This window comes from Dyella ginsengisoli LA-4 (assembly GCF_000334915.1).
Classification (GTDB): Bacteria; Pseudomonadota; Gammaproteobacteria; order Xanthomonadales; family Rhodanobacteraceae; genus Dyella_A; species Dyella_A ginsengisoli_A.
Map to the genome: position 1 here is coordinate 39,664 of NZ_AMSF01000063.1, position 24,659 is coordinate 64,322.

General features: G+C 70.1%; 19 protein-coding genes. 12 read left to right on the forward strand and 7 right to left on the reverse strand.

Annotation, left to right across the window (positions count from 1 at the left end; genetic code table 11):
• Positions 1–102: 102 nt before the first annotated feature.
• Entirely contained in the window at positions 103–2,730 is a 2,628-nt protein-coding gene (locus tag C693_RS0115245) for a bifunctional aspartate kinase/diaminopimelate decarboxylase (RefSeq protein ID WP_277813088.1), read from the reverse strand.
• A 330-nt stretch (positions 2,731–3,060) separates the two neighbouring features.
• Here C693_RS0115245 and C693_RS23805 point away from each other — a divergent pair, with 330 nt between their 5' ends.
• Complete coding sequence (locus C693_RS23805) at positions 3,061–3,330, forward strand: hypothetical protein (protein ID WP_157798641.1); 270 nt, start codon at positions 3,061–3,063, stop codon at positions 3,328–3,330.
• Positions 3,331–3,745: 415 nt separating this feature from the next.
• Here C693_RS23805 and C693_RS0115255 read toward each other — a convergent pair whose 3' ends face one another.
• The 3 genes from C693_RS0115255 to C693_RS0115265 all read right to left on the reverse strand — a co-directional run bounded on the left by C693_RS0115255 (position 3,746) and on the right by C693_RS0115265 (position 6,794).
• The gene (locus tag C693_RS0115255) at positions 3,746–5,263 is read right to left on the reverse strand and encodes a fumarate hydratase (RefSeq protein ID WP_017463143.1); all 1,518 of its coding nucleotides are present in this window, start codon (positions 5,261–5,263) and stop codon (positions 3,746–3,748) included.
• 122 nt (positions 5,264–5,385) lie between these two features.
• Entirely contained in the window at positions 5,386–5,994 is a 609-nt protein-coding gene (locus C693_RS0115260) for an outer membrane protein (RefSeq protein ID WP_017463144.1), read from the reverse strand.
• 194 nt (positions 5,995–6,188) lie between these two features.
• Positions 6,189–6,794 (reverse strand): outer membrane beta-barrel protein, encoded by a 606-nt coding sequence (locus C693_RS0115265; protein WP_017463145.1) that lies wholly within the window; start codon positions 6,792–6,794, stop codon positions 6,189–6,191.
• Between the two features lie 182 nt (positions 6,795–6,976).
• Here C693_RS0115265 and C693_RS0115270 point away from each other — a divergent pair, with 182 nt between their 5' ends.
• Positions 6,977–7,882, forward strand: coding sequence for a PhzF family phenazine biosynthesis protein (locus tag C693_RS0115270; protein WP_017463146.1), 906 nt, complete (start codon positions 6,977–6,979; stop codon positions 7,880–7,882).
• Between the two features lie 195 nt (positions 7,883–8,077).
• On the forward strand, positions 8,078–10,006 hold the full coding sequence (locus C693_RS0115275; RefSeq protein WP_017463147.1) for a S53 family peptidase: 1,929 nt from the start codon (positions 8,078–8,080) through the stop codon (positions 10,004–10,006).
• A gap of 71 nt (positions 10,007–10,077) precedes the next feature.
• Here C693_RS0115275 and C693_RS0115280 read toward each other — a convergent pair whose 3' ends face one another.
• Positions 10,078–10,662 carry an outer membrane beta-barrel protein gene (locus C693_RS0115280; protein WP_017463148.1) on the reverse strand — a complete coding sequence of 195 codons (585 nt, stop codon included), beginning with the start codon at positions 10,660–10,662 and terminating at the stop codon, positions 10,078–10,080.
• Between the two features lie 194 nt (positions 10,663–10,856).
• Between C693_RS0115280 and C693_RS0115285 the strand changes: the two genes are divergently transcribed.
• The 8 genes from C693_RS0115285 to C693_RS0115320 all read left to right on the forward strand — a co-directional run bounded on the left by C693_RS0115285 (position 10,857) and on the right by C693_RS0115320 (position 20,106).
• Positions 10,857–12,182 (forward strand): APC family permease, encoded by a 1,326-nt coding sequence (locus C693_RS0115285; protein ID WP_017463149.1) that lies wholly within the window; start codon positions 10,857–10,859, stop codon positions 12,180–12,182.
• 49 nt (positions 12,183–12,231) lie between these two features.
• Complete coding sequence (locus tag C693_RS0115290) at positions 12,232–12,762, forward strand: (2Fe-2S)-binding protein (RefSeq protein ID WP_017463150.1); 531 nt, start codon at positions 12,232–12,234, stop codon at positions 12,760–12,762.
• On the forward strand, positions 12,759–15,005 hold the full coding sequence (locus C693_RS0115295; RefSeq protein ID WP_017463151.1) for a xanthine dehydrogenase family protein molybdopterin-binding subunit: 2,247 nt from the start codon (positions 12,759–12,761) through the stop codon (positions 15,003–15,005). Before C693_RS0115290 ends, C693_RS0115295 begins: the two co-directional genes overlap by 4 nt.
• A gap of 51 nt (positions 15,006–15,056) precedes the next feature.
• Positions 15,057–16,592, forward strand: a complete 1,536-nt coding sequence (locus C693_RS0115300; RefSeq protein ID WP_017463152.1) for a cryptochrome/deoxyribodipyrimidine photo-lyase family protein — start codon at positions 15,057–15,059, stop codon at positions 16,590–16,592.
• Entirely contained in the window at positions 16,589–17,758 is a 1,170-nt protein-coding gene (locus C693_RS0115305; protein ID WP_017463153.1) for an FAD-binding domain-containing protein, read from the forward strand. Before C693_RS0115300 ends, C693_RS0115305 begins: the two co-directional genes overlap by 4 nt.
• A 127-nt stretch (positions 17,759–17,885) precedes the next feature.
• Positions 17,886–18,980, forward strand: coding sequence for an alkene reductase (locus C693_RS0115310; protein ID WP_017463154.1), 1,095 nt, complete (start codon positions 17,886–17,888; stop codon positions 18,978–18,980).
• A 66-nt stretch (positions 18,981–19,046) separates the two neighbouring features.
• Positions 19,047–19,520: a MarR family winged helix-turn-helix transcriptional regulator gene (locus tag C693_RS0115315; RefSeq protein WP_026107458.1), complete on the forward strand. Its 474-nt coding sequence runs from the start codon at positions 19,047–19,049 to the stop codon at positions 19,518–19,520.
• 19 nt (positions 19,521–19,539) lie between these two features.
• Positions 19,540–20,106: a gamma-glutamylcyclotransferase gene (locus C693_RS0115320; protein ID WP_017463156.1), complete on the forward strand. Its 567-nt coding sequence runs from the start codon at positions 19,540–19,542 to the stop codon at positions 20,104–20,106.
• A 4-nt stretch (positions 20,107–20,110) separates the two neighbouring features.
• Here C693_RS0115320 and C693_RS0115325 read toward each other — a convergent pair whose 3' ends face one another.
• Both C693_RS0115325 and C693_RS0115330 read right to left on the reverse strand, forming a co-directional pair.
• A complete protein-coding gene (locus C693_RS0115325) occupies positions 20,111–22,120 on the reverse strand; it encodes a hypothetical protein (RefSeq protein ID WP_083868333.1) in 2,010 nt (669 codons plus the stop codon).
• A 39-nt stretch (positions 22,121–22,159) separates the two neighbouring features.
• The gene (locus C693_RS0115330) at positions 22,160–23,194 is read right to left on the reverse strand and encodes a hypothetical protein (protein ID WP_198506886.1); all 1,035 of its coding nucleotides are present in this window, start codon (positions 23,192–23,194) and stop codon (positions 22,160–22,162) included.
• Positions 23,195–23,631: 437 nt separating this feature from the next.
• Here C693_RS0115330 and C693_RS0115335 point away from each other — a divergent pair.
• Positions 23,632–24,659, forward strand: a 1,028-nt coding sequence (locus tag C693_RS0115335; RefSeq protein WP_017463158.1) for a GTP-binding protein, incomplete at its 3' end; no start/stop codon positions are given.

Genomic DNA, 24,659 nt, shown 5'->3' on the forward strand with positions numbered 1-24,659 from the left:
ATGAGTCTCCTCGCCGGCCGCGGCTCGGCGCAAGCGCAGATTCTAACGGCGCCGCCTCCTCGCTGCCCGTCGTTCCACGGGCAGCGAGGAGGCAGAGCGCCGTCAGTCGAGGATCACTTCCTGCGCGTCCTCGCGCAGGTTGTACGGCGAGGACATGACCTTGCCGTAGGCGCCTGTCTGGGCGATCAGCACCACGTCGCCCTCGCTGGCCTCGGGCAGGCGGCGGTCGGTGCCGAGCACGTCGCCGCTCTCGCAGATCGGGCCGACCACCTGGACCAGCGCGGTCGCCGGTTCGTCGAGGCGAGTCAGGTTCACGATCTCGTGCCAGGCGTCGTACAGCGCGGGGCGGATAAGGCTGTTCATGCCGGTATCGATACCGAGGTAGCGCAGCGCACCCTTGCCCTTCTGCTGGGTGACCTTGGCCAGCAACACGCCGGCATCGGCCACCAGGTAGCGACCCGGCTCCATCCACAGCTGGTAGTGCGGATAGGCCGCCTTCACCTCGCGCAGCACCTTGTCCAGCGCCACCATGTCCAGCCGCGCCTCGCCCGGGTGCGAGGGCACGCCGAGGCCGCCGCCGATGTCCAGGAAGGCCACGCTGCCGATCCGCTCGGCCAGGCTCGCCAGCTGCGCGTAGACCTCGCCCCAGTGACCGGCGTCGAGGATGCCCGAGCCCAGGTGCGCGTGCAGGCCGCGCACCGTGACGCCATGGCGGTCGGCCAGGCGCAGGAAGGCATCGAGCTGCTCCACCGGCAGGCCGAACTTGCTGCCGCTGCCGCCGGTGCGCACCTTCTCGTGATGGCCCAGGCCGCGACCCAGGTCGAGCCGCAGCACGATCTCGCGGCCGCGGAAGGTGTCGCCCCAATGCTCCAGCGGGTACAGCGAATCCAGCGAGACGGTGGCCCGCGTGGTCAACGCCCAGGCGTAGTCCTCGCGCGGGGCGAAGTTCGGCGTGAACAAGAGCGGCGCGCTCTCCGGCACCGCCGCCATCACCGCCTTCAGTTCGCCCGGCGAGACGCACTCGAAGCCGAAGCCTTCTTCGGCAATCGCCTTCAGGATGGCCGGGTGCGTGTTGGCCTTCACCGCGTAGTGCAGGCGGTCCACCGCGGCCAGCGTCTTCAGCTCGCGCGCCTGCGCGCGCACCGTGGGCAGGTGGTAGACGTAGCGTGGCGTGGCCTCGGCAGCGATCGCCAGCAGCCGTTCGCGTTCGGCCTCGCGCCACCAGGCGGAGGCCGCCACCGGCGCCTCGCCGCTGCCGTACAGCGCCTGCCAGCTCGGGCCGAACAGCGCGCTGTCGTCGGTGCGCAGCGCGCCGGCGCCGATCAGCAGTTCGTGCAGGTGCGGCAGCAGTTCGTCGACCACGCTCTCGTCGACCACGAAGGTCAGGTTGAGGTTGTTGGACGACTGCGAGATCAGGTGCACCCGCAACTGGCCGAACTCGGCCAGCACGCCGGACAGCGTGTGCAGCATCGAGCGCATGCCGCGGCCGACCAGGGTGATCGCCGCGCACGGCGCGATCACCTTGACCCGGCACACCTTGGCCAGGTCGGCGGCCAGCGCGGCGACCGCGTCGGAATCGAGCAGGTTCTCGGTCGGGTCCAGCGACACGGTGACATTGGTCTCGGCCGAGCCGATCAGGTCCACCGACAGGCCGTGCTGCTTGAACTGCGCGAACACGTCGGCCAGGAAGCCAACCTGCTGCCACATGCCGACCGACTCCATCGACACCAGGGTGATGCCCTTGCGCGCGCTGATCGCCTTGACGCTGGGCGCGTGCTCGCGCACTTCCGGACCAATCACCGTGCCTTCCAGCTCGGGCCGGTTGGTGTCCTTGATCAGCAGCGGCACGCGCGGCTCGCGCAGCGGCGACAGGCAGCGCGGATGCAGCACCTTGGCACCGGTGGAGGCGATTTCCTGGGCCTCCTCGTAATCCAGCTTCTGCAGCAGGCGCGCGCCCGGCACCTGGCGCGGGTTGGCCGTGAACATGCCGGCCACGTCGGTCCAGATCTCGACCCGCGCCGCCTTCAGCAGGGCGCCGAAGTACGAAGCCGAGGTGTCCGAGCCGCCGCGGCCGAGCAGCACCGTGCGCCGGCGGCTGCCTTCGACGTCGGCCTCGCGGGCGATGAAGCCCTGGGTGATGAACACCTCGCCCAGCTCAGCCAAGCGCGCGTTCAGCGCCGGATCGGGGCGGGCATCGACCATCGCCGAGAGCAGCCGGGTGCGCTCGTTCTGGTTGGGCAGGGCGATCGCGCTCAGGCACTCGCGCGCGTCGACCCATTCGGTCGGCACGCCGCTGTGGCTGAGAAAGGCCGCGCCCAGCGCGCTGGACATCAGCTCGCCGTGCGCCTGCACCTGCGCCGACCAGGCCAGCTCGCCCAGCTCGGCCGGACCCTTGTCGGCCAGCTCCGCTAACGTACGCAGCCGTTCGGCCAGCGTCGGCGGCGTCTCCAGCTGCATGTGCGCCAGCAGGTCGTAGTGGCGCTGCGCGATCGCGTCGGCCGCCGCGATCCGTTTCGCCCGGTCGCTCTCGCCGCACAGCTGTTTCAGTGCGTCCGTGATCCCGGTCAGCGCGGAGACGACCACCAGCACGCGCGCGCCTTCGGCGCGGCGGCTGGCGACCAGCTCACGGATGTTCTGCCAACGGGGAAGCGTGGCGACGGAGGTGCCGCCGAACTTCATCACGATCCAGGGGGCGTCCGCGGGGAGCGGCGCTTGGGTGGGCGGGGTCACGGGTAGTTGGGCCAGGTGGCGTGGAAGGTTCGCCAGTGTTGCGCTGCGGCAACGCGATTGCAACTGGGCGGCATGTTTGGACGTTTAGACATCCAAATACCCCGACTAACTAGCTTTCTCGTGACTCGTAGGCCTCACTCGAGGTGCCGGCCGGTGACGACACGGGGATATTTTCAGAGCAAGAGCGTTTCGTTCGCCTTCGGCGACCGAGTTACTTTCTCTTGGGTCGCCAAGAGAAAGTAACCAAAGAGAAGGCGACCCTCCTCGGCGCTTCCCGGGCTGCGCCCGGCAAGTCCGTGAGCCGCGGCCGGGCTTTTCGACAGTGCATCCATGCACTGGCGAAAAGGCATCGGCATCCATGCCGATGCCCCTGCGGGCCTGTCGTCCACGGCTCACCGCCTCACAAGGGAGGTGGGGATCAAAGGCAAGGGCAAGGGCAAGAGCCACAGCCACAGCCACAGCCACAGCTACAGCTACAGCTACAGCTACAGCCAGAGCGACGGCGACGGCAGCGGCAATAACTGCGACTACGGCCTCAGCTTCAGCAACAGCATCGGCATCGACATGGACAACAACACAAAGGCGATGGTGATCGCGTGAGCGATCGCCGAGCCTTTGCGCGCGGCTTTTGATCTTCCCCCCCCTCTGCAGCGGCGGCCGGGCGGAGGATCAGCCCGAAGGGTGGCTCGCAGGGATGCGAGCCAGTTTGGCGTCAGTCCATGGATGGACTGTCGACAAACCCCGCAGCCCGGACGCGTACCTCCCGGGCCAACGGCCCGGGAGGCGCGAAAGCGGGGTGGCCTTTCTCTTGGTTACTTCTCTTTGGCCATGCAAAGAGAAGTGACTCGGCCCCCGAAGGAGGACGAAACGCTCTTGCTCTTTTCCAGCAGCGTAACCGCATAGCCAAGAGTCACTGGATTCCCGCGTTCGCGGGAATGACGGCAGTGAGGGCCACGGGTAACACAGCGCCGATCTCCCGGAACGGAATGAGGAAGCAAATGCGCGCAGTGCCCAATTACTCAACAACGACCGGAATCTTCCCGATTCGCGCCTGCCACTCCTGCGGCCCCGTCTTGTGCACCGAGGTACCGGCCGAATCGACCGCCACCGTCACCGGCATGTCCTTGACCTCGAACTCGTAGATCGCCTCCATCCCCAGATCGGCAAAGCCCACCACCTTGGAGGCCTTGATCGCCTTGGACACCAGGTAGGCCGCACCGCCGACCGCCATCAGATACACCGAACGGTGCTTCTTGATCGCCTCGATCGCCGCCGGCCCGCGCTCGGCCTTGCCGACCATGCCGAGCAGGCCCGTCTGCGCCAGCACCTGCTCGGTGAACTTGTCCATGCGGGTGGCGGTGGTGGGGCCGGCCGGGCCGACCACCTCGTCACGCACCGGATCGACCGGGCCGACGTAGTAGATGAAGCGCCCCTTGAAGTCGACCGGCAGCTTCTCGCCCTTGTTGAGCATGTCGACCATGCGCTTGTGCGCGGCGTCGCGACCGGTCAGCAGCTTGCCGTTGAGCAGCAGCACCTCGCCCGGCTTGAAGCTGGCGACTTCCTCGGCGGTGATGGTGTCCAGGTTCACCCGGCGCGCGTTGGTCGGGTTGTAGGTGAGCTTGGGCCAGTGCTCCAGCGAGGGCGGATCGAGCGCGACCGGGCCGGAGCCATCCAGGGTGAAGTGCGCATGGCGGGTGGCCGCGCAGTTGGGGATCATCGCCACCGGCAGGTTGGCCGCGTGGGTCGGGTAGTCCTTGATCTTCACGTCGAGCACGGTGGTCAGGCCACCCAGGCCCTGCGCGCCTATCCCTAACGCATTGACCTTCTCGTACAGCTCGATGCGCAGCTCCTCGGCACGGTTGCTCGGCCCGCGGGCGATCAGCTCCTGGATGTCGATGTGCTCCATCAACGATTCCTTCGCCAGCAGCATCGCCTTCTCGGCGGTACCGCCGATGCCGATGCCGAGCATGCCCGGCGGGCACCAGCCGGCGCCCATGGTCGGCACGGTCTTGAGCACCCAGTCGACGATGGAGTCGGACGGGTTGAGCATGACGAACTTGCTCTTCGCCTCCGAACCGCCGCCCTTGGCCGCGACGATCACGTCGAGCTTGTCGCCCGGCACGATCGAGACGTTGATCACCGCCGGTGTGTTGTCCTTCGTATTGCTGCGCTTGCCGGCCGGGTCGGCCAGCACGCTGGCGCGAAGCTTGTTGTCCGGGTCGTTGTAGGCGCGGCGCACGCCTTCGTTGACGGCATCTTCCAGCGAGCCGGTGAAGCCCTCCCAGCGCACGTCCATGCCCACTTTAAGGAAGACCGTGACGATGCCGGTGTCCTGGCACAGCGGGCGGTGGCCTTCGGCGGCCATGCGCGAGTTGATCAGGATCTGCGCCATCGCGTCCTTGGCCGCAGGAGATTCCTCGCGCTCGTAGGCGGCGGCGAGGTTGGTGATGTAGTCGACCGGGTGGTAGTAGCTGATGTACTGCAGTGCGTCGGCGACGGACTGGATCAGGTCTTCCTGCTTGATGGCGGTCATGGGCGGCTCGCGGGGATCAGGGCCCGCCGGGGGGATCTCGACGGCGCCAGCCCGCTATTTTGCCCCAGCGGCCGCGACCGGGCCAAACCGCGTGGCACCGGGCCGCACCCGGCCATGCCCACTCAGTAGCGGTATTCGAGCTGCAGCATCAACGTGCCGACGTGGCCGTCCATGCGCATGCCGTTGCGCGAGGCGTTCAGGTGATGGAAGTCGTAGTGAGCGCCGACGCTGAAACGGTCGTTGATGTCATAGCCACCGCCTACGCCTGCGTACCAGCCATTGCCCGCCGTTTCTCCGTTGCCACTGACCACGTAGATCGGCGGCTTGACCTGGGAACTGATATCCAGCCAGCCATGCAGCAGGCCGGCACGGGCACTGATGTACCAGGGTGCATCGGCGCGGTAGGTCGCCGTGACGCCAAGCAGACCCGCCGATACGCGCACCTGGTCGTGCACGCTGGCCCCCGGCAGGTTGTAGCTGTCCGAGAACCTGCCCAGGTAGGTCAGCCCGGTCTCGATGCCCAGGCTGACCCGGCCGCGCCACCGAACGCCGACGCGGATCGCGCTCGCCACGTCATTGCCGTCGCGTCGATAACCGGTCCCCGAGGGCTCGCCCAGCCGCGCCTGCGCGCTGCCGGCGCCGACATCGACGAAATACTGGGGCGCCGCCGCGTATGCGGCAGGCGCGAGGATCAAAGCGGCGAGGAACGCCACCGCCCGTTTGCCGAACATCGAACACCCCTGTGAACCGGATCACGATCTGCACATGCGCAAGTACGCACTGCGGACACACCTTAGCCGCCATGGCGGATCCGGTCTGTTGGCCAGTTCCCGATTCCGGCGAACAGGCGGCCAGACGTCCATGGCGACAGCGACCAGGGGTGACCCGGACCGTGAGGCGCACTGCCCCACGGTCCCGGTTCGGGTCAGTACCGGTATTCGAGCTGCACCATCGCGGTGCCGATGTCGCCACTGAGGTCGGCCCCGCCACCCGAAGCCTGCACGTGATAGAGGTCGTAGTGCAGGCCGATGCTGAGACGTTCGCTGATGTCGTAGCCGCCCCCCACCCCGACGTAGAAGCCATCGCCGCTGGCCGAGGCCGAGGGCGCCGCGCCGTAGGGTCCGTCGACGCGGGTGCGCAGATCGGTCCAGCTATGCAGCCAGCCGCCGCGGGCGGACAGGTACCAGGGCGCATCGAAGCGGTAGGTGAAGTTGCCACCCACCAGCATGCCCCGGGTACGCGATTCGTTCGTCACGTTGGACGGGAAGACGATGTACTGGTCAGACACCTGACCGAGGTCGACGTAGCCGGCCTCGATTCCCCAGTCCGCCTGGCCCTGCCACATCACGCCGACACGCACCGCGCCAGCCACGTCCGTGCCGTCCAGGCGGTCGCTGTAGCGGTAACTCCCATCCAGGTGGCCGTCGGAGGCACCCAATGCGGCATCCACGAAATACTGCTTGCCTTCCGCGTGGGCGGCGGACGACAGCACCAACGCGGCGAGGCACGCCGCGGCAAGCTTCCTGCTCATCTTGCTTCCTTGTGTGATCGGTTGAAGTCCCCCGGCAACGTGCGCCGAAGGGCCGTGAAACGTAACAGAAAAGGACAGCCCGTTTCGTGCGCCGCCCGCATGTCGCGACACGCCGGCGGCACGTTGCCCGCGCTGCGTGCCGCTGGCATGGTGCCGTTTCGCCCCCCTCTTCCGGAGTTGCCATGCCCGCCCGTCGCTTCATGCAGCTGGACGTTTTTTCCGACCGCCCGATGCTCGGCAATCCGCTCGCCGTGGTGATCGATGCGCAGGACATCGACGACGCGGCAATGCAGTCGTTCGCGCGCTGGACCAACCTGTCGGAAACCACCTTCCTGCTGCCGCCGACCACGCCGGAGGCGGACTACCGCGTGCGCATCTTCACCCCGCGCCAGGAGTTGCCGTTTGCCGGACACCCCAGCGTCGGCAGCGCCTATGCCGCGATCGAGGCTGGCCTGGTCGATACCGGCAAAAGCTCGCTCGTGCAGGAATGTGCGGCGGGGCTGCTGCCGGTTCGCGTGGAAGGGCATGGCCGCGCCCGCCGGATCCACGTCCAGGCGCCACCGGCGCGGATCCTCGAGATCGCGGACGACCTGCGCGAGCGGCTGGCCGCGGCCTTGCCGGCCAGGCTGGAACGGGACGAGGTACGACTGGTCGACAACGGCCCACACTGGCTGGTCTGCGACCTGCATGAAGCGCACGAGGTACGCACGCTGCAGCCGGACCTGGCCGCAGTGGCGGCGCTGTGTGGACACCATGCAGCCGTGGGGGTGAGCGTCTTCGGGCGCGAGACCGACGGCACCGCGGCGATGGCGGTGCGGGCCTTCTGTCCGGCCGACGGCATTCCGGAAGATCCGGTCACCGGCAGCGCCAACGCGGCGATCATGGCCTGGCTGGCAGCGCGCGGCGACACCGGATACGGCCTGCACTATCGAGCCAGCCAGGGGCGTGAGGTCGGGCGCGATGGCATCGTCGACGTCGCGCGCGATGCGTACTCCGGAGCAATCACGATCGGCGGCGCCTGCGCGCTCACCGTACGCGGCGAACTGAACCTGACGCCGACCGTGCTAGGAAAAATGCCGACCCGCTAGCACTTCACTTGGAACGATTTTGGGTGCAAGCTCACAGAACGCCATCGCGGTCTGCGGGGGACGCGGCGGCGTACAGGGAAACAACGAAGTCATCGCTACGGATGACGCGCTCGCCCATCGGGTTGAAGCGCGACGGGTCGTGCCGTGCGCGAACTGTCGTGGCCTCCGATCCGGCCGTGTTCTAAGGAGAGTCTCATGCGATCCACGCTTCACCGCACCACCCTCGCCGCCACCCTCGCTCTGTTCTTCGCCGGCGCATCGCTCGCCAGCGCCGCGGATGCGCCGCAGGCAGCCACCACGAGCGCTGCCGACGCCTCGCAGACCGTCAACGTCACGCTGATGCTCCGCCTGCGCGATGAGCACGGACTGGCGAACTACATCCAGCAGACCGTGACCCCCGGCAGCGCGAACTTCCAGCGCTTCCTCAGCACCGCGGAATTCGCCCGGCGCTTTGGCGCTTCCGACGCCGAGATCGCCCGCGTACAGCGATACCTTGCCTCGCAGGGCCTGCGCGGCGACGTGATGGCCAACCGCGTCACGCTGCAGGTCAGCGGCACGCTGGCCCAGTTCAGCGCCGCCTTCGGCACGCCCATTCACAGCTACCGGCTGCGCGCCAACGGCCGCCTCTACCACCGCCCGACCGGCGACGTGGTGATGCCGGCCGGCCTGGCCGGCCAGGTGGACGCGATCGTCGGCCTGGACAACGAATCGAGCTTCCTGTCGCACCGGCTGAGCTCGCCGCACCTGCCCCAGGCCGCCCCCAAGCTGGCCAGCCTGAACGCGATCGGCGCCAACCGGGCCAAGACCGCCGACAGCAATCCCACCGCGTCGGGACAGCCGGGCGAGTACACCGTCGGCGACGTGGCCAATTTCTACAACATCAACCCGCTGTATCAGCGCGGCATCACCGGCAAGGGCTCCACCGTCGCCATCGTGACGCTGTCCAATTTCGATCCTGCGGATGCCGAGGCCTACTGGAGTGCGATCGGCCTGACCACCAAGTCGCACCGCATCGAGCAGATCCATGTCGATGGCGGTGGCGCGATCAACAGCGGCAGCGGCGAGACCGCGCTGGACGTCGAGCAGGCCGGCGGCCTGGCGCCGGATGCGGACATCCTCGTCTACGACGCGCCGAACACCAACGCCAGCTTCGTCAACGCGCTGGCCCAGGCGGTGGTGGACAACCGCGCCGACGCCATCTCCACCAGCTGGGGCGCACCGGAGATCTACAACTTCGCGGCGTTGAACGTCGACGGCGCCCGCGTCAACGACACCCGCGACGTCGGCACGCTGCGCGCCTTCCACACGCTGCTGATGGAGGCCGCCGTGCAGGGCCAGTCGGTGTTCGCCGCGGCCGGCGACTCGGGGGCCTACGACACCGTGCGCGGACTCGGCTACGGCACCGGCCCCGGTGAATTCAGTGCACCGCTGACGGTGGACTCGCCGGCATCCGACCCGTACATCACCGCAGCCGGCGGCACCACCACGCCCTTCAGCTTTGCCTTCGGCAACGGCCCCGTGGCATCGGTCTCGCAGGAAAGCGTGTGGGGCTGGGACTACCTGCAGAACTATTTCGACACGAACTTCGGCAAGGGCGTGGTCGACCTGTTCGCAGTGGGCGGTGGCGGCGGCGTCAGCAGCTACTGGCGCAAGCCGTTCTATCAGTACTTCACCCGGGGCATCCGCCGCACCGAGCGTCACCAGTCGCTGGACTACAACGACCCCACCGCCGGTCCGACCACGCTGCTCAAGCTGCCGTCGCACTTCGCCGGCCGCAACCTGCCGGACATCTCGCTCAACGCCGACCCGGAGACCGGATACCTGGTGTATTCCAGTACCGACGGTGGTTTGACGGCCGGCCAGGGCGGCACCAGCTTCGTGGCCCCGCAGCTCAACGGCATCACCGCCCTGCTGCGACAGAGCTCGGGGCACCGCATCGGACTGTGGAATCCGCAGGTGTACTTCCTGCAGGCGGTGTTCGGCTATGGCCGCTACTCGCCGTTCAACAGCGTCAACGGTGGCGACAACTGGTTCTACCAGGGCGCACCGCACTACACCCCGGGTGCCGGTATCGGCACGCTGGACGTGAGCAACCTGGATGCGTTCATGCGCTTCCGCTGGTAAGTCACCAGCACCTGAAGAACAACGGCCGCCCGATGGGCGGCCGTTGCTTTTTCGATCCCCGCCGAACGGACTCAGAAGCGAACTTCGGCAAACCCCGAGAACACGTCCACGCCATCCTGAGACCGGGAGCCGTTGATCTGGGCACGCACGTTGTAGCGGTCGTATGCCACGCCCACACCGAAGTGCTCGTTGACGTCGTAGCCGACACCGATACCCGCGTATCCACCATCACCGGAATAGCTCGAGCTGGATCCGCCGATATCGAAACGGACGTTGTCGTGCATCCAGCCGAGACGGGCGTCGATGAACATGCGGTTGCGGAAGCGGTAGGTCATGTTGACGCCCGCCAGCGGGCCGGTGGCGCCGCCCGACAGGTCCGTGCTGCCGTAACCGGAATAAAGGTTGCCCTTGCCCTTGCCCAGGTCCGCATAGCCGGCCTCGAAGCCGTAGCTCAGCTGATCGACGTTCCATGCGTAACCGAAGCGCCACGCCGTGGCGGTGTCCTTGTTGTTCGTGTTGAAGCCGTCGTCGTGCCAGGTCGACTGGCCCACCGTGCCATTGAGGAAGAACTGGCCCGAGGTGGTCGCGGCCAGCGAGCCGGTGGAGATGCAGGAAAGGGCCATCGCCGCAACGGCGATGGTGAAGCGTTTGCTCATCGGTGACTCCCCTGTGGTTGGCGATCTCTGCACCTCGGCCCCATGGCCGTGGCAACAGCCGCGGGAGTATGGGCAGCCACGGGCAGCGAGCCTGTCAGCATGCGCCTACAAGGGGAGTAGGCGCTTGCTGCTCTTGCCGCGGACCGACATGATGCCGCCTCCTCTCCCGCCTCCCGCAAACGGATCGCCCGCGCATGCCCAACACCCCGAACGGTTATCTGCGCAGCATGCGCCTTGGCGACGCGGCGATGGTCGTCATCGGCGGCATCATCGGCGGCGGCATCTTTCTCAATCCCGGCGTGGCCGCGGCGCGCACCGAATCGGGTATCGCCCTGCTGGCGATGTGGGTCGGTGCGGGTCTGCTCACCCTCGTCGGTGCACTGTGCTACGCGGAGCTCGGCGCGCGGCGACCGAACACCGGCGGCATCTACGTCTACCTGCGCGAAGCCTTCGGCCCACTGGCCGGCTTCCTGTTCGGCTGGACCATGCTGCTGGTGATCTACTCCGGATCCACCGCCGCGGTGGCCACCATCTTCGCCAGCTACGCCTCGGCACTGTTCGACCTGCCGCCGCGCGCGGCCACGCCGCTGGCAGTCGCTGCGCTGGCCTTCGTCGCCGGCATCAACCTGTTCGGCATCCGCCTCGGCGCGACGATCCAGAACACCTTCTCGGTGCTCAAGCTGGCCGCGGTCGCCGCGCTGGTGGGATGCGGCCTGTACCTGGCCGGGGTGGGCCAGGGCGCGCAGGCAGTGCTGGGCGTGGATGAGGCGCGGCACGGCGTGGGCTTCATGGGCGCGGCGCTGCCGGTGCTGTTCGCCTACTCCGGCTTTACCTACCTCAACAACCTCGCCGGCGAAGTCGACCAGCCGCAGCGCACCCTGCCGCGCGCCCTGTTCCTCGGCATGCTCGGCGTGATCGTCGCCTACGCGCTGGTCAACGTGGCCTACCTGGCCGCGCTCGGCCACGAGGGACTGGCCGCCAGCCACGCGCCGGCGGCCGACGTGATGCAGCGGGTGTTCGGCACTGTCGGCGCCAAGGCGATCTCGCTGGGCGTGGCGATCTCCACCCTGGGCTTCTGCAACATCACCGTGGTGGCCGGCGCACGCGTGCTGCAGGTGATGGGCGAGGACGGGCTGTTCTTCCGCTCGGTGGCGCGGCTGCACCCGGTGCATCGCACGCCGAACCTGGCGATCGTGCTGCTCGCGGGCTGGTCGATCGTGCTGGTGGTGTCCGGCAGTTACGGCCAGCTGCTGGACTACGCCACCTTCGCCGACTGGCTGGCCTGCGCGATCGGCGTGCTGACCCTGTTCTGGTACCGGCGCCACGACGGTACCGGCACCAGCTTCCGGGTGCCGGGCTATCCGCTGCTGCCGCTGCTGTTCGTCGGCGTGATCGGCTGGGTGGTGGTCGAGACCATGTGCAGCAATCCCCGCAATGCCGGCATCGGCGTGCTGATCATGCTGGCCGGCGCGCCGGTGTATTTCGTCTGGCAGCATCTGTTCAGGCCCGCCCATCCCTAACCCTCGCAGGGGATGCGAGAATGCCCGGATCATCCTCGGGAGCGGTTTGATGACGCAGTTGCAGGACCAGGGTCTGCTGGCGAATCCGGACACCTCCGTCACGCCGGAAAAGGTCCGTGACGGCATCGGTCTGCGGATCAACGGCGAGGACTTCCGCCACACCGGCGACCCCGAGCTGCCGCTGCTCTGGTATCTGCGGGACGTGCTGCGCCTGACCGGCACCAAGTACGCCGACGCCAGGGGAACCGGCGGCGCCGACCTGGTCCTGGTCGACGGCAAGGCGATTTCGGCGATCACCCTGCCGATGGCCCGGCTGGCCGGCAAATCCGTGGTGACCGTGGAGGGACTTGCCGGGCCCGACGGCCAGTTGCACCCGCTGCAGCAGGCCTTCATCGACGAGGACGCGATCGGCTGCGGCTACTGCACGCCGGGCTGGCTGATCGCCGGCGTCGACCTGCTGCACCGCAAGCCGCATCCCACCGACGCCGACATCGACACCCTGCCCAACCTCTGCCGCTGCGGCTGCCAGACCCGCGTGCGCAAGGCGATCCAGCGCGCCGCCAAGGGAGGCCAGGCATGATCCGGCTGTCGCGGCGCCGCTTCCTGCAGGTGCTGGCCGGCGCCACCGGGGCGCTGGTGGTGGGCATTCCGCTGGTCGATGCCGCCGATGCGCCGGTGCCCGCCGGCTGGCTCGGCGACCAGCTCTACGGCCTGGGCACCTACGTGCGCGTGGATGCCGATGGCAGCGTGCTGATTGGCGCGCGCGACCCGGAAACCGGCACCGGTGCGGCGACCGCGCTGGCCCGCATCATCGCCGACGAGATGGACGCGGACTGGACGAGCGTGAAGGTGATCGCACTGGGGCCGGACACGACCCAGGTCGACGGCGCTACCCGCTTCGTCTACGGCCACCAGCTCGGCGGCACCGGCACCTCGGTGCCGACGGCGTGGAACGACCTGCGCCCGGCCGGTGCGCTGGCCCGTTGGCTGCTGCTGCAGGCCGCTGCGCGCCAGCTCGGCGTGCCGGCGGACCAGTTGCGCTGCGAGGCCGGCCACGTGATCGCCGGCGATGGCCGGCGGCTGGGCTACGGGGCGCTGGCCGAGGCCGCCGCGAAGATCGACCCACCCAAGGTACCCGTGCCGATCAAGACGCCGGACCGTTTCACCCTGATCGGCAAGGGCGCCGGCGATGCCGATGCGCGGGCCGTGGTCACCGGACAGGCCCGTTTCGGCATCGACCACGCCAACGACGACGCCCTGGTGGCCGTGCTGGCGCACTGTCCGTGGCCGGATGGCAGCCTGGACCGGATCGATACGACCAAGGCGTTGGCCGTCAAGGGCGTGCAGAAGGTCCTGCGCCTGGCGCCGGAAAAGGGCCAGGCACCGGGTACCACGCCGCGCTGCGCCGCCATCGCCGTGGTGGCGGAAAGCACCTGGGCGGCACTGCGCGGTCGCGCGGCGCTCGAACTGAAATGGAAACCCGGCGCGGCCGCGGGGGAGTCCACTGCTGCCATCGAGCAGCAGGCGCAGACCCTGCTCGCAGGCGACGACGCACCCACCCTTCGCATGCGCAACGACGGCGACGTCGATGCCGCCAGCAAGAAAGCCGCCCGGCGCATCGAGGCCACCTACGTCCAGCCGTGGCTGGCGCATGCCACGGCCGAGCCGATGAACTGTTTCGCACGGATCGAGAAGGACCGCGCCGAGCTGGTCATTCCGACCCAGGCACCGCAGCAGGCACTGGCCGTGGTGCAGCGGCTCACTGGCCTGTCGCCGGCGCAGATCACCATCCGCATACCGCGCGTGGGCGGCGGCTACGGTCGCCGGCTCGACCACGATTACGTGGCCGAGGCGGTGATGCTGGGCAAGATGCTCGACAAACCGGTGCGGCTGCTGTGGACGCGCGAGGACGATCTCGCGCACGACTTCTACCGCTCCGGCAGCGTGCATGCGATGCAGGCGATCATTGGCCGCAAGCGCCAGTTGCTGGCCTGGAGCCAGCGCTTCGCCACCGCACCGGCGCTGGCCGGCCGTGGCGTGCCGGAAGGCCGTCTGGGGACCGCCGAAGCCGATCCGGGCCATCTCCCGGCCGGCCTGGTGCCGAACTTCCGGCTGGACTGGTACGCGCTGCAGGCGGTCACCCCGCGCGGTCCGATGCGCGGCATGCCCGATACGGCGCAGGCCTTCGCCGTGGAGAGCTTCATCGACGAGATCGCCCACGTGATGCGCGAGAACCCGCTGGACACCCGCCTGCGGGTGATCGGCGAGCCGCGCCAGCTGCCGCTGCCCGGCGGCGGTGCGCTGGACACCGGCCGGCTGGCCAACGTGCTGAAACTGGCCGCCGAGCGCATCGACTGGCCGACCTGGCTGCACACCGTCAACGGCCTGGGCATCGCCGCCTGGTACATGGACGGCGCCTATGTCGCGCACGCGGTGGAAGCCTCGATGCAGGGCGAGCAGCTCACCATCGAGCGCGCGGTCTGCGTGGCCGACATCGGCCGTGCGATCAACCCCACCGGGCTGGAAGGCCAGCTTGCCGGCGCCACGCTCGACGCGCTCGGCCAGGCGCTGAACCAGGCGATCACCGTCAGGGATGGCCAGGTGCAGCAACGGGACTGGAGCGCCTACGGCCTGGCCGGCATGGCGCAATTGCCGAATGCGGTGGAAGTCGTGGTGATCGCGGACAATGACCGGCCGCCCGCCGGCGCCAGCTTCCTGGCCATGCCGACCGCCGCACCGGCGCTCGCCAACGCGGTATTCCGCGCCACCGCGGTACGCGTGCGCCGGTTGCCGCTGATGAAGGAACTGCTGCGGCTGCTCTGAGCGCAGAAGGCCGCAGGCATCGGAAGGAGCGTCGCGCGCGTATCCAGGCGCATGCCTTTACGTTCCCTTGTCTGGTTCAAGCGCGACCTGCGCCTGCGTGACCACGCGCCGCTGGCCACCGCCGCACGGGCCGACGCGGCGGCGGCGGTCTACCTGATCGAGCCGGACTGGCTGGCCAGCCCGGAGGGTTCGTCGGCCCACGTCGCGTTCGCACTGGAGGGCCTGGCACAACTGCGACGGGCACTGGCCGCCCGCGGCCTGCCGCTGCTGGTCGAGGTGGGCGAGGCGTGCAGCGTGTTCGACCGCCTGCGCGCGCGTTTCCCCTTCGACGAGCTGCTCAGTCACGAGGAAACCGGCTCCGGCTGGAGCTACCGTCGCGACCAGGCGGTAGCTGCGTGGTGCCGGCGCCGCGGCGTGGCCTGGACGGAGTTTCCCCAGACCGGCGCGGTGCGCCGTCTGCGCTCGCGCGATGGCTGGGCCCGGCGCTGGCAGGCACGGATGGATGCCCCGCAGATCCCCACGCCCGCGGGCTTCCGCGGTGAAGCGTGTCTCGAGGCGCACGATCTGCCCGATCTCGCCCGGCTTGGCCTGCCACCGCACGGCAAGCAGTTGCAGATGGCCGGCGAGGCCACGGCAGAGGCGACGCTCGCCAGCTTCCTCGCCCACCGCGGCCACGACTACCTCAAGTCGATCTCCAGTCCGCTGCGCGCCGAGCGCGGCGGCAGCCGGCTCAGCCCCTACCTCGCCTTCGGCATGCTGTCGATGCGCCAGGTGCACCAGGCCACCGTGGCGACCCTTGCAACCCGGGACGACACCGATGTGCGCCGCGCCCTGCGCGGTTTCGCCGGGCGGCTGCGCTGGCACTGCCACTTCATGCAAAAGCTGGAGAGCCAGCCGTCGCTGGAGTTCCGCAACCTGGCCCGGGCGACCGACGGCCTGCGCGAGGGCGAATTCGACCGCGAGCGCTTCGAGGCGTGGTGCGCCGGCGCCACCGGCTACCCGATGGTCGACGCCTGCATGCGCTCGCTGCGCGCCACCGGCTGGCTCAACTTCCGGATGCGGGCGATGCTGGTGAGTTTCGCCGCCTACCACCTGTGGCTGCACTGGCGCGAACCGGGGCTGTTCCTGGCGCGCCAGTTCCTCGATTACGAGGCGGGCATCCACTGGAGCCAGATGCAGATGCAGAGCGGCACCACCGGCATCAACACGCTGCGCATGTACTCGCCGGCGAAGCAGGCGCGCGACCACGATCCGGGCGGCCATTTCATCCGCCGTTGGCTGCCGGAACTCGCGCACGTGCCGCTGCCGCTGCTGGCCGAGCCGTGGCGGATGGACCCGGCGCAGCAGCGCGCGGCCGGCTGCGTGATCGGCCGCGACTATCCAGCCCCGTTGGTGGAGGAGAAGGTCGCCCTGGCCAGCGCCCGCGAACGGCTGTACGCCGTGCGCCGCGATCCGCGCGCCCGCGCGGAGGCCGACGCGATCCAGGGCCGCCACGGTTCCCGCCGCAGCGGCCTGCCCACCAGCACCCGGCGGCGTCGCCGCGCCGCGCCGCCATCGCCGTCACCACAGGCCGACCTGTTCGAATGACCCCCGACGACTTCCCGCCCACCCGCGAAGCCGCCCTCGCCCGGCTCGCCGCGGTGCGTCCAGCCGACTACGCGCGCAGCCGCAACGCCCTCGACGGCGCAGTTACCCGGCTTTCGCCCTATCTCACCCACGGTGTGCTCACGCTGCCGGAAGCCCACGCCGGGATCGCCGCCCGCCATCGGCTGGAGCCGCAGCACAAGCTGGTCTACGAGTTCGGCTGGCGCGAGTACTTCCATCACGTCTGGGAGCGTCGTGGCGAGGCGATCCTCGACTCGCTGCACGCCGGCCCGCTGCCGGACTCCACCTATGCGGACACCCTTCCCGCGGACATCCGCCAGGGCCGCACCGGCGTGCCGGCGATCGACCGCGCGGTGGCCACGCTGTACGCCACCGGCTACCTGCACAACCACGCCCGCATGTGGCTGGCCAGCTACGTGGTGCACCTGCGCAAGGTGCACTGGCGTGCCGGCGCGGACTGGCTCTACGGGCACCTGCTGGACGGCGACCTCGCCAGCAACCACCTGAGCTGGCAGTGGGTGGCCGGCACCGGCAGCCACAAGCCCTACCTGTTCAACGCGGCCAACGTGGCGAAATACGCCCCGCGTGACTGGCACAGCACCGGCACCGCGATCGACTGCAGCTACGAGGCACTGGACCGGATCGCCCGTGATCCCTCGGCGGCAGCCGCCGAAACCCGCGACGATGCGCAGGGCGAGGACGAACCGCCACTGCTCGACGGCCCATCCGCCGCGTGTGGCCACGGCGCGCCCGACCCCGCCGCCGTGCACGGGCGCGACGTGTGGCTGGTGCATCCGTGGGCGCTGCGCGCGGCACCGGCGGACCTGCCGGGGGACGCCCTCCCCGTGGCCGTGGCAATTGACGACTGGCACCGGCGCTGGCCATGGTCGGCGCGGCGCTGGGCGTTTGTCGCCGAACGGCAGCGTTCGCTGGCGCCGTTGCGCTGGCTGGCTCCCGCTCCGCAGCTGGTCGCCGCGCTGGCCGGCGCGCAAAGCGTGCATGCCGTCGACGATCCGCACCTGCGCCAGGCGCTCGGCCCGGCCGGAACGAGGATTCAGTGGCACCCCGTCCCGCGGCTGTTCACTCCGGTGGCGGGCACCTGCGGCAGCTTTTCGCAGTGGTGGCGACGCACCCGGCTGGCCGGCTGAGCGTACTCACGATCCGACCACGTTTCCATTGCGTACAATCCAATCGCTTGAAATACGAATGGCGCTCCCCAGCTGCCATGCAGCGCAATCGCGCCACGTCTTTTCCACCCCATCCCGAGGAGTTCCCATGACCGACCGCCCGGCCGACGTTTCCGTGTTGTTCCAGCCGATCACCGTCGGCGACCTGAAGCTGCCCAACCGCATCGTGATGGCTCCGCTCACCCGCAACCGCGCGGGCGAGGGCAACACCGCGGGCGCGCTGCAGGCCACCTACTACAGCCAGCGCGCCAGCGCCGGCCTGATCATCGCCGAGGCCACCCAGGTGGTGCCCGAGGGCCAGGGCTACATCGCCACCCCCGGCATCCATTCGGACGCCCAGGTGGCCAGCTGGAAGGAAGTGACCGACGCCGTGCATGCGGCCGGCGGCCGCATCGTGCTGCAGCTGTGGCACGTGGGGCGCATCTCGCACACCTCGCTGCAGCCCGGCGGCAAGGCGCCGGTGGCGCCGTCGGCGATCCGCGCCGACGCCAAGGTGTTCACCACCGAGGGCTTCAGCGACGTCTCCGAACCGCGTGCGCTGGAGCTGACGGAGATCCCCGCGCTGATCGACAGCTACCGCATCGCCGCGCGCCGCGCGATCGAGGCCGGCTTCGACGGCGTCGAGGTGCATGGCGCCAACGGCTACCTGATCGACCAGTTCCTGCGCGACAAGACCAACCGGCGTACGGATGCCTACGGCGGCAGCATCGAGAACCGCACGCGCCTGCTGTTCGAGGTGTGCGAGGCGGTGGCGAAAGAGATCGGCGCCGGCCGCACCGGCGTGCGCCTGTCGCCGCTGACCCCGTTCGGCGACATCGCCGACAGCGATCCGCAGGCGCTGTTCAACCGCGCGGTGGAGCGGCTGGCCACGCTGGACCTGGCTTTCATCCACGTGATCGAGGGCGAGACCGGCGGCAACCGCGAGCCGCAGCCGTTCGACTACGCCGCGATGCGCCGCCCGTTCAAGGGCGCCTGGATCGTCAACAACGGCTACGACCGCGCCATGGCGATCGAGGCGGTGGCCAGCGGCAAGGCCGACCTGGTGGCGTTCGGCCGCGCCTTCATCGCCAACCCCGACCTGCCGCGCCGGCTGCGCGAGGATGCGCCGCTCAACCCGCTGGACGGCGACACGCTCTACGGCGGTGGCTCGAAGGGCTACACCGACTACCCGGCACTGGCCTGACCGCCGGCGGCGCGGACCGGTCGCCACGACTTGTCCGCGCCGCCGGTCTGGGCCACCCTGCCGCCCATGCCACGCCGTCCCACCCCGCCCATGCCGGATCCGCAGCCCTCGCTGTGCCTCAAGCAGCAGCTGTGCTTCGCACTCTACGCAGCGAGCAACCGGATGACCCGGTTGGCCCGTCCCATGCTCGACGAACTGGGACTGACCTATCCGCAGTACCTGGTGATGCTGGTGCTGTGGGAACACCGCACGCGCACCGTCGGCGAGATCGGCGAGGCACTGCTGCTGGATTCGGGCACGCTCACCCCGCTGCTCAAGCGGATGGAGGCGAACGGCCTGCTTGCCCGCCGGCGCGACCCCGAGGACGAGCGCCGCGTGCGCATCACACTGTCGCCGCGCGGCCGCGCGCTGAAACAGCGGGCGGCCGGCCTGCCTTCGTACATGCGCTGCCAGGTCGAGCTGCCGCCGGCCCGCATGGATCAGCTCCGCGACCAGTTGCTGGCGCTGGTGGAGGCGATCCACCCGCACGCCGCCGACTGACCATCCACACCTGCCGCCCATGCTGGATACCACCCTGGCCAACCGACACCGGACCGAGCTGCTCGACCGCGACAGCATCTGGCTGTTCGGCTACGGATCGATCCTCTACAAGACCGGCTTCGACTGCCTGGAGCAGCACCCGGCGACGCTGCATGGCTGGGCGCGGCGCTTCTGGCAGGGCTCGCACGACCACCGCGGCACGCCCGAGGCGCCGGGCCGGGTGGTCACGCTTGTCCGCGAGGCCGGCGCGCGCTGCCTGGGCCTGGCTTTCCGCATCCGCCCGGCCACGCTCGCAGCCCTCGACGTGCGCGAGAAAAACGGCTACCTACGCGAGACCGTCGAACTCGAAATGGACGGCGGCAGCCCGGCCAGTGCCGTCACCTACATTGCCCCTCCCGGCAACGGCGCCTGGCTGGGTCCGGCGCCCGAACCGGTGATCGCCCGCCAGATCGCAGACGCCGCAGGCCCCAGCGGTCCCAACCGCGACTACCTGCTCGGACTCGCCGCGTCGCTGCGCTCGCTCGGTGCCGACGATCCCCACGTGTTCGCGCTGGAAAGCGCCATGCTCGCACTGCGCACGCGCTGACCCGTCAGTGCACCGGCTGGAACTGGTCGCTGGCCGGCACCCAGCTGGACGAACTGGTCCGCGCCGGCAACGGCACCGGACGGGTAGGCGCCAGCGGATCGGCGCATCCCGGTGGCAGCGGCGCGCCGGCCACGCGGGCGCTGGCGCACTGCACGGTGTTGTCCAGCCGGATCGGGGTGACCGGTGCAGGCGCTTCAACGGTGGCGGGCGCAGGCGGGGGCGGCGCCAGTGGCGTGGCCGGCAGGTTGAGCCGGTCGTAGATCGCCTGCTCCAGCGGTTTGGGCGGCGGGTCGGGGTTGTGGCAGCCGAGCAGCGCCATCGGGAACAGCGGCATCGCCGCGCACTCGATACGCACGCCGCGCGGCAGATGGAAGGTGTGTTTGACCGTGGTCTTCTCCACCGCGTGGCGCAGCGCGCTGTCGATCGAACTCTCGCCCTCCGGCGCCCAGTCCTGCTCGAAGCGGGTCGGCCGGTAGCCGATGTCCGGCGCGCGGTGTCGCATGATCTGCGTATCGCCGTGCGGCTTGAGCTGGATGTACTGGCCCAGTGCGGGGTTGCCCTCGATGCCATGGTCGGCACCCTGCGCCGAGCTTCCCTGCGCCGGCGCGCCGGGCGCCCTGCCCGCTCCCTGCCCGGGCGCCGGCAGCACGATGCTTCCGTCCCTGCCGATCAGCAGCGGCGCTGGCTTCCCCTGTGGCGACCCCGGCGCGGCGGTGTCGCTGCCTTGCGGCGCGGCATCCGGGGCGGAGCTGACGTCGGGCGGGCCCTCCCGCGTGGCGCTGGCGGGCGAATCTGCCTCGGCCGGGGCGGGTGCGCTTGCGGCGGTCGTCTTCGCTGCCGACGCCGAAGCCGGCGTGCTCGTCGGCTTCGGCGCCGCCTCGGCAGGCGCCGGCGACAATTCCGGCCGGGCGACGGTCACCGCGACTTTCGCCGCCGGCGGCTCCACCTGCGGAGCGGCGAACGCCGGGGGTGTCGGTCGATCGCTCAGCGTGGGTGCCCTGGGCGCCACCGGCACCGCGGCCAGTTCCGGCTCCTCGGCTGGGGCGACGGCGATCGCTGGGGCCTGGATCGATGGACGCTGCACGGCCACCACCGGACCCGGCGGCGTCAACTGCGGCGTGAGGTTCACCGTCGGCGCGGCCTGGGCCGGCAGCGGCACCGGCGACAGATCCGGGGCCGGCGGCGCGGCAGTTACCTCGGGGCGGGCCACGACCAGGCTGGCCGGTGCGGGGCTCGCCGGCACGCGGGTATCCAACGCCAGCGTGGGCGGCGCCAGCGTCGGCGGAGACTGCGGCGGCAGCTCCGGCATCGCCAGCGAAGCGGGCGGCGGAATCGGCCGATTGCCCTCCAGCTGAGGCTTGCGCGGTGGCTCCGGCTGGAATTTCGGCGGCACCGGCTTGGCCATCGGCGGGCTGTCGAGCGTGACCGTGGGCGGCTCGCCGGCCAATGGCACCGGCTGCAGATCCGGTGTCGGTACCGGCGCCGGCTTCGGCACGGATACCGGCGGCGGTCTGGCGGCGACGACCTTGTCCGGGCGGGGAACCGCCGTGCGCTTTACGGCGTCGATCACCGGCGGCTCGATCGATGGCACCGGCAGCGGGCTCGGTGCCGGTACCGCCGGCAAGGCCGGCGATGCGGCGCGGGCCACGCGCAACGCGCCACTGCTGACCGTGCCGCGATGCACCGGCCCGACCTTCTTCGGCAACGCGCCGAGCGGCGGCGGCGGCGGGGGCGGCGGCTCGTCCTTGTGCTTCTCGATGAACCGCACCTGCAGTGCTTCGCCGGGCTGTTCGGGAGGGAGCTCGGGCACGTACACCGGACCCAGCACCACCCCGAGCAGGAAGCCGAAGTGCACGCACAGGCTGGCCACCAGCGCGATCACGCGCAGCCAGCGGTCACGCGGCCTCTGCCGGGTGCGCCGACGGTACACGCGCGCCTGTTCGGCCGCTTCGCGTGGCGACTGCAGCAGGACGATGGCGCGAGGGACGTCGCGATCCGGGGACGGGGGCGGCATGCCGGAAGTGTAACGGCCCACAGGCGACCGGCGATGCGCTCAGGGCTTGCGGGTGTCCGCCCTCTCGGGCGACGCCTTGGCGCGTTGCGCGGTGTCCGCCGGACACCATGTCGGCAGCCGCTGCCCGGCGCGATAGCGTGCGACGCACTCGCGCAGTTCCTCGTCGACCGCGCGCGCCGGCGTATCGACCGGACAACCGTAGGGCAGCGGCCCCTGCGCACGATAGGCCGCGATGCAGGTGGCCAGCGACGGCGGTGCCGGCGCATGCGGATCCTTCGCCAGCGGTGGCGGCGGCATGTTCAGGCGTTCGTCGCCATCGTTGGGCGGCGGCGGGGCCGGCGGCAGACCGCAGAACGGCGTGGGAACGCCCAGCAGGGTCTTGCACTTCAGGTGCACACCGTGCGGCAGGTTCACGGTCTTGCTGCTCGGCCCCTTGCCGTGCAGGGCTCCGACCAGTTTGCGCAGCCCCGCCTGTGCGGCGTTCTCGCCCGGCGGCGGGAAATACTGCTCGAAGCGGGTCGAACGGTAGGGCACCGGCGAGGTGTGCTGCATCACCTTCATGTCGCCGGTGGGCTTGCGCTGGATGTAGTCCGGCACGGGTGCCGACGTGCTGGCCGATGCCACCGGCAGGCGCGCCACGCCATCGCGATCGAACAACGACGGCAGCCGCGGGGCCACGCTTGTGGCCGGGGCCGGAGCTGCCCCGGTCGGCTGCACCTGCATGGCGTCCCGCCTGGGCGTCTCGTGTGCCCGCGGAGGCCGCTGTGGTGCCTGCAGGGCCGGCGGCGGAGGCGGGGCCGGCTGGCTCGTCCGGGGGATGAACCGCACCTGCAGCACCGAGGCATCCGGAGCCACCTCGCCAACGTCGAACGGCACCGCCGGCCGTGGCTGCATCGCGTGCCACAGCACCAGCGCGAAGAACCCGTGCAGCAGCGCCACCACGACCCAGGCGAGCCGCCTGCGGCGACGCCCGCGCGGCCAGGGACGGCGGCGCAGGCGCTGCAGCAGGGCACGCGTGTCATCGTCCAGCGGGGCCAACCCGGGCGGCGGTGTCCAACGGTGCGGGTCGGGCAAAGGCGTGGGTTCGATGAGCGACCTCGTGAGGCATGGCGCGGCTCCGGCAAGGTGTGGACCAGACTCCTCCCCGGACAAACCGCGAGGTCTTACGGACCCCCGGCAGCGCGCCGGGTTCCCTGCGACCTTGCCGCCCCTTGACCGCGGCGCCGGATGGGAGAACCCTCGCCGGGCGGCTTTCGCCGCCTCTCTCCGCCATGACCGCCCGGACGCACGCGCGCCGCGGACGACCATGACGGCCCGTCAACGAACGCCGCGCCCCGCGGCCTCGTGCGGCGCCGTCGACGCCGGCACGGGACCCGCGTTCGCGCGCAGGAGGGTCCTGTCATGTCCGTATCGAGGAGCAAGTTTCCCGCCAGCCAAGCCCGCCGGTCGCCGCATCCAGCGCGGTGGACCGGCTGCCCACCAAGCCTTGTCGAACGACCCGGGAGGCCGTCATGAACGCGCCCCCCGTGGTACCTACCGAAAACATCCGCAACATCGCCCTGGCCGGCCACGCCGGCAGCGGCAAGACCAGCCTCTTCGAGGCCCTGCTGTACGCCGCAGGCGTGATCCAGGCCCAGGGCACGATCGAACGCGGCAACACCTTCTCCGACACCGATGCGCAGGAAAAGGCCCGCGGCCATTCCATCGACACCTGCCTGGCCTCGCTGACGCACGGCGACTGCCGCATCCAGCTGATCGACACCCCCGGCTACGCCGATTTCCGCGGCCCCGCGCTGGCGGCGCTGGCCGCGGTGGACACGGTGGCGGTGGTGGTCAACGCCGCCAACGGCATCGAGCACGGTACCCGTCGCATGGTCGAGCACGCGCGCCAGCGTGGCCTGGCCTGCGTGCTGGTGGTCAACCGCATCGACAGCGACGCCGCCGCGCTGCCCGCGCTGGTGGAGGACCTGCGCGAGGCGTTCGGCCGCGAATGCCTGCCGGTGAACCTGCCTGCCGCGGGCGGCACCGAGGTGCGCGACGCGTTCTTCCAGCGCGAGGGCGACACCGATTTCTCCTCGCTGGGCGAGGCGCACCAGCAGCTGATCGACCAGGTGGTGGAGATCAACGAGACCGTGATGGGCGCCTACCTGGACACCGGCGAGGACGCGATCACGCCGCAGCAGCTGCACGACGCGTTCGAGCAGTGCCTGCGCGAACGGCACCTGGTGCCGATCTGTTTCGTGAGTGCGCGCTCGGGCGCCGGTGTGCGCGAATTCCTGGATCTGGCCGTCCGGTTGCTGCCGCACCCGGGCGAAGCCAACCCGCCGCCCTTCCTCGATGCCCAGGACAAGCCGGTACCGGTCGCCGCCGACCCCGCGCAGCACGTGATCGCCGACGTGTTCAAGATCGTCAACGACCCGTTCGTCGGCAAGCTCGGCGTGTTCCGTGTGTGGCAGGGCACGGTGCGCCGCGATACGCAGCTGTTCGTCGACGACAGCCGCAAGCCGTTCCGCGTCGCCCACCTGCTGCGGCTCCCGGG

Coding starts and splice junctions, on each gene's coding strand:
- C693_RS23805 (WP_157798641.1), top strand. CDS start 3,061: ATGCACTGGCGAAAAGGCATCGGCATCCATGCCGATGCCCCTGCGGGC.
- C693_RS0115255 (WP_017463143.1), bottom strand. CDS start 5,263: ATGACCGCCATCAAGCAGGAAGACCTGATCCAGTCCGTCGCCGACGCA.
- C693_RS0115260 (WP_017463144.1), bottom strand. CDS start 5,994: ATGTTCGGCAAACGGGCGGTGGCGTTCCTCGCCGCTTTGATCCTCGCG.
- C693_RS0115265 (WP_017463145.1), bottom strand. CDS start 6,794: ATGAGCAGGAAGCTTGCCGCGGCGTGCCTCGCCGCGTTGGTGCTGTCG.
- C693_RS0115270 (WP_017463146.1), top strand. CDS start 6,977: ATGCCCGCCCGTCGCTTCATGCAGCTGGACGTTTTTTCCGACCGCCCG.
- C693_RS0115275 (WP_017463147.1), top strand. CDS start 8,078: ATGCGATCCACGCTTCACCGCACCACCCTCGCCGCCACCCTCGCTCTG.
- C693_RS0115280 (WP_017463148.1), bottom strand. CDS start 10,662: ATGAGCAAACGCTTCACCATCGCCGTTGCGGCGATGGCCCTTTCCTGC.
- C693_RS0115285 (WP_017463149.1), top strand. CDS start 10,857: ATGCCCAACACCCCGAACGGTTATCTGCGCAGCATGCGCCTTGGCGAC.
- C693_RS0115290 (WP_017463150.1), top strand. CDS start 12,232: ATGACGCAGTTGCAGGACCAGGGTCTGCTGGCGAATCCGGACACCTCC.
- C693_RS0115295 (WP_017463151.1), top strand. CDS start 12,759: ATGATCCGGCTGTCGCGGCGCCGCTTCCTGCAGGTGCTGGCCGGCGCC.
- C693_RS0115300 (WP_017463152.1), top strand. CDS start 15,057: ATGCCTTTACGTTCCCTTGTCTGGTTCAAGCGCGACCTGCGCCTGCGT.
- C693_RS0115305 (WP_017463153.1), top strand. CDS start 16,589: ATGACCCCCGACGACTTCCCGCCCACCCGCGAAGCCGCCCTCGCCCGG.
- C693_RS0115310 (WP_017463154.1), top strand. CDS start 17,886: ATGACCGACCGCCCGGCCGACGTTTCCGTGTTGTTCCAGCCGATCACC.
- C693_RS0115315 (WP_026107458.1), top strand. CDS start 19,047: ATGCCACGCCGTCCCACCCCGCCCATGCCGGATCCGCAGCCCTCGCTG.
- C693_RS0115320 (WP_017463156.1), top strand. CDS start 19,540: ATGCTGGATACCACCCTGGCCAACCGACACCGGACCGAGCTGCTCGAC.
- C693_RS0115325 (WP_083868333.1), bottom strand. CDS start 22,120: ATGCCGCCCCCGTCCCCGGATCGCGACGTCCCTCGCGCCATCGTCCTG.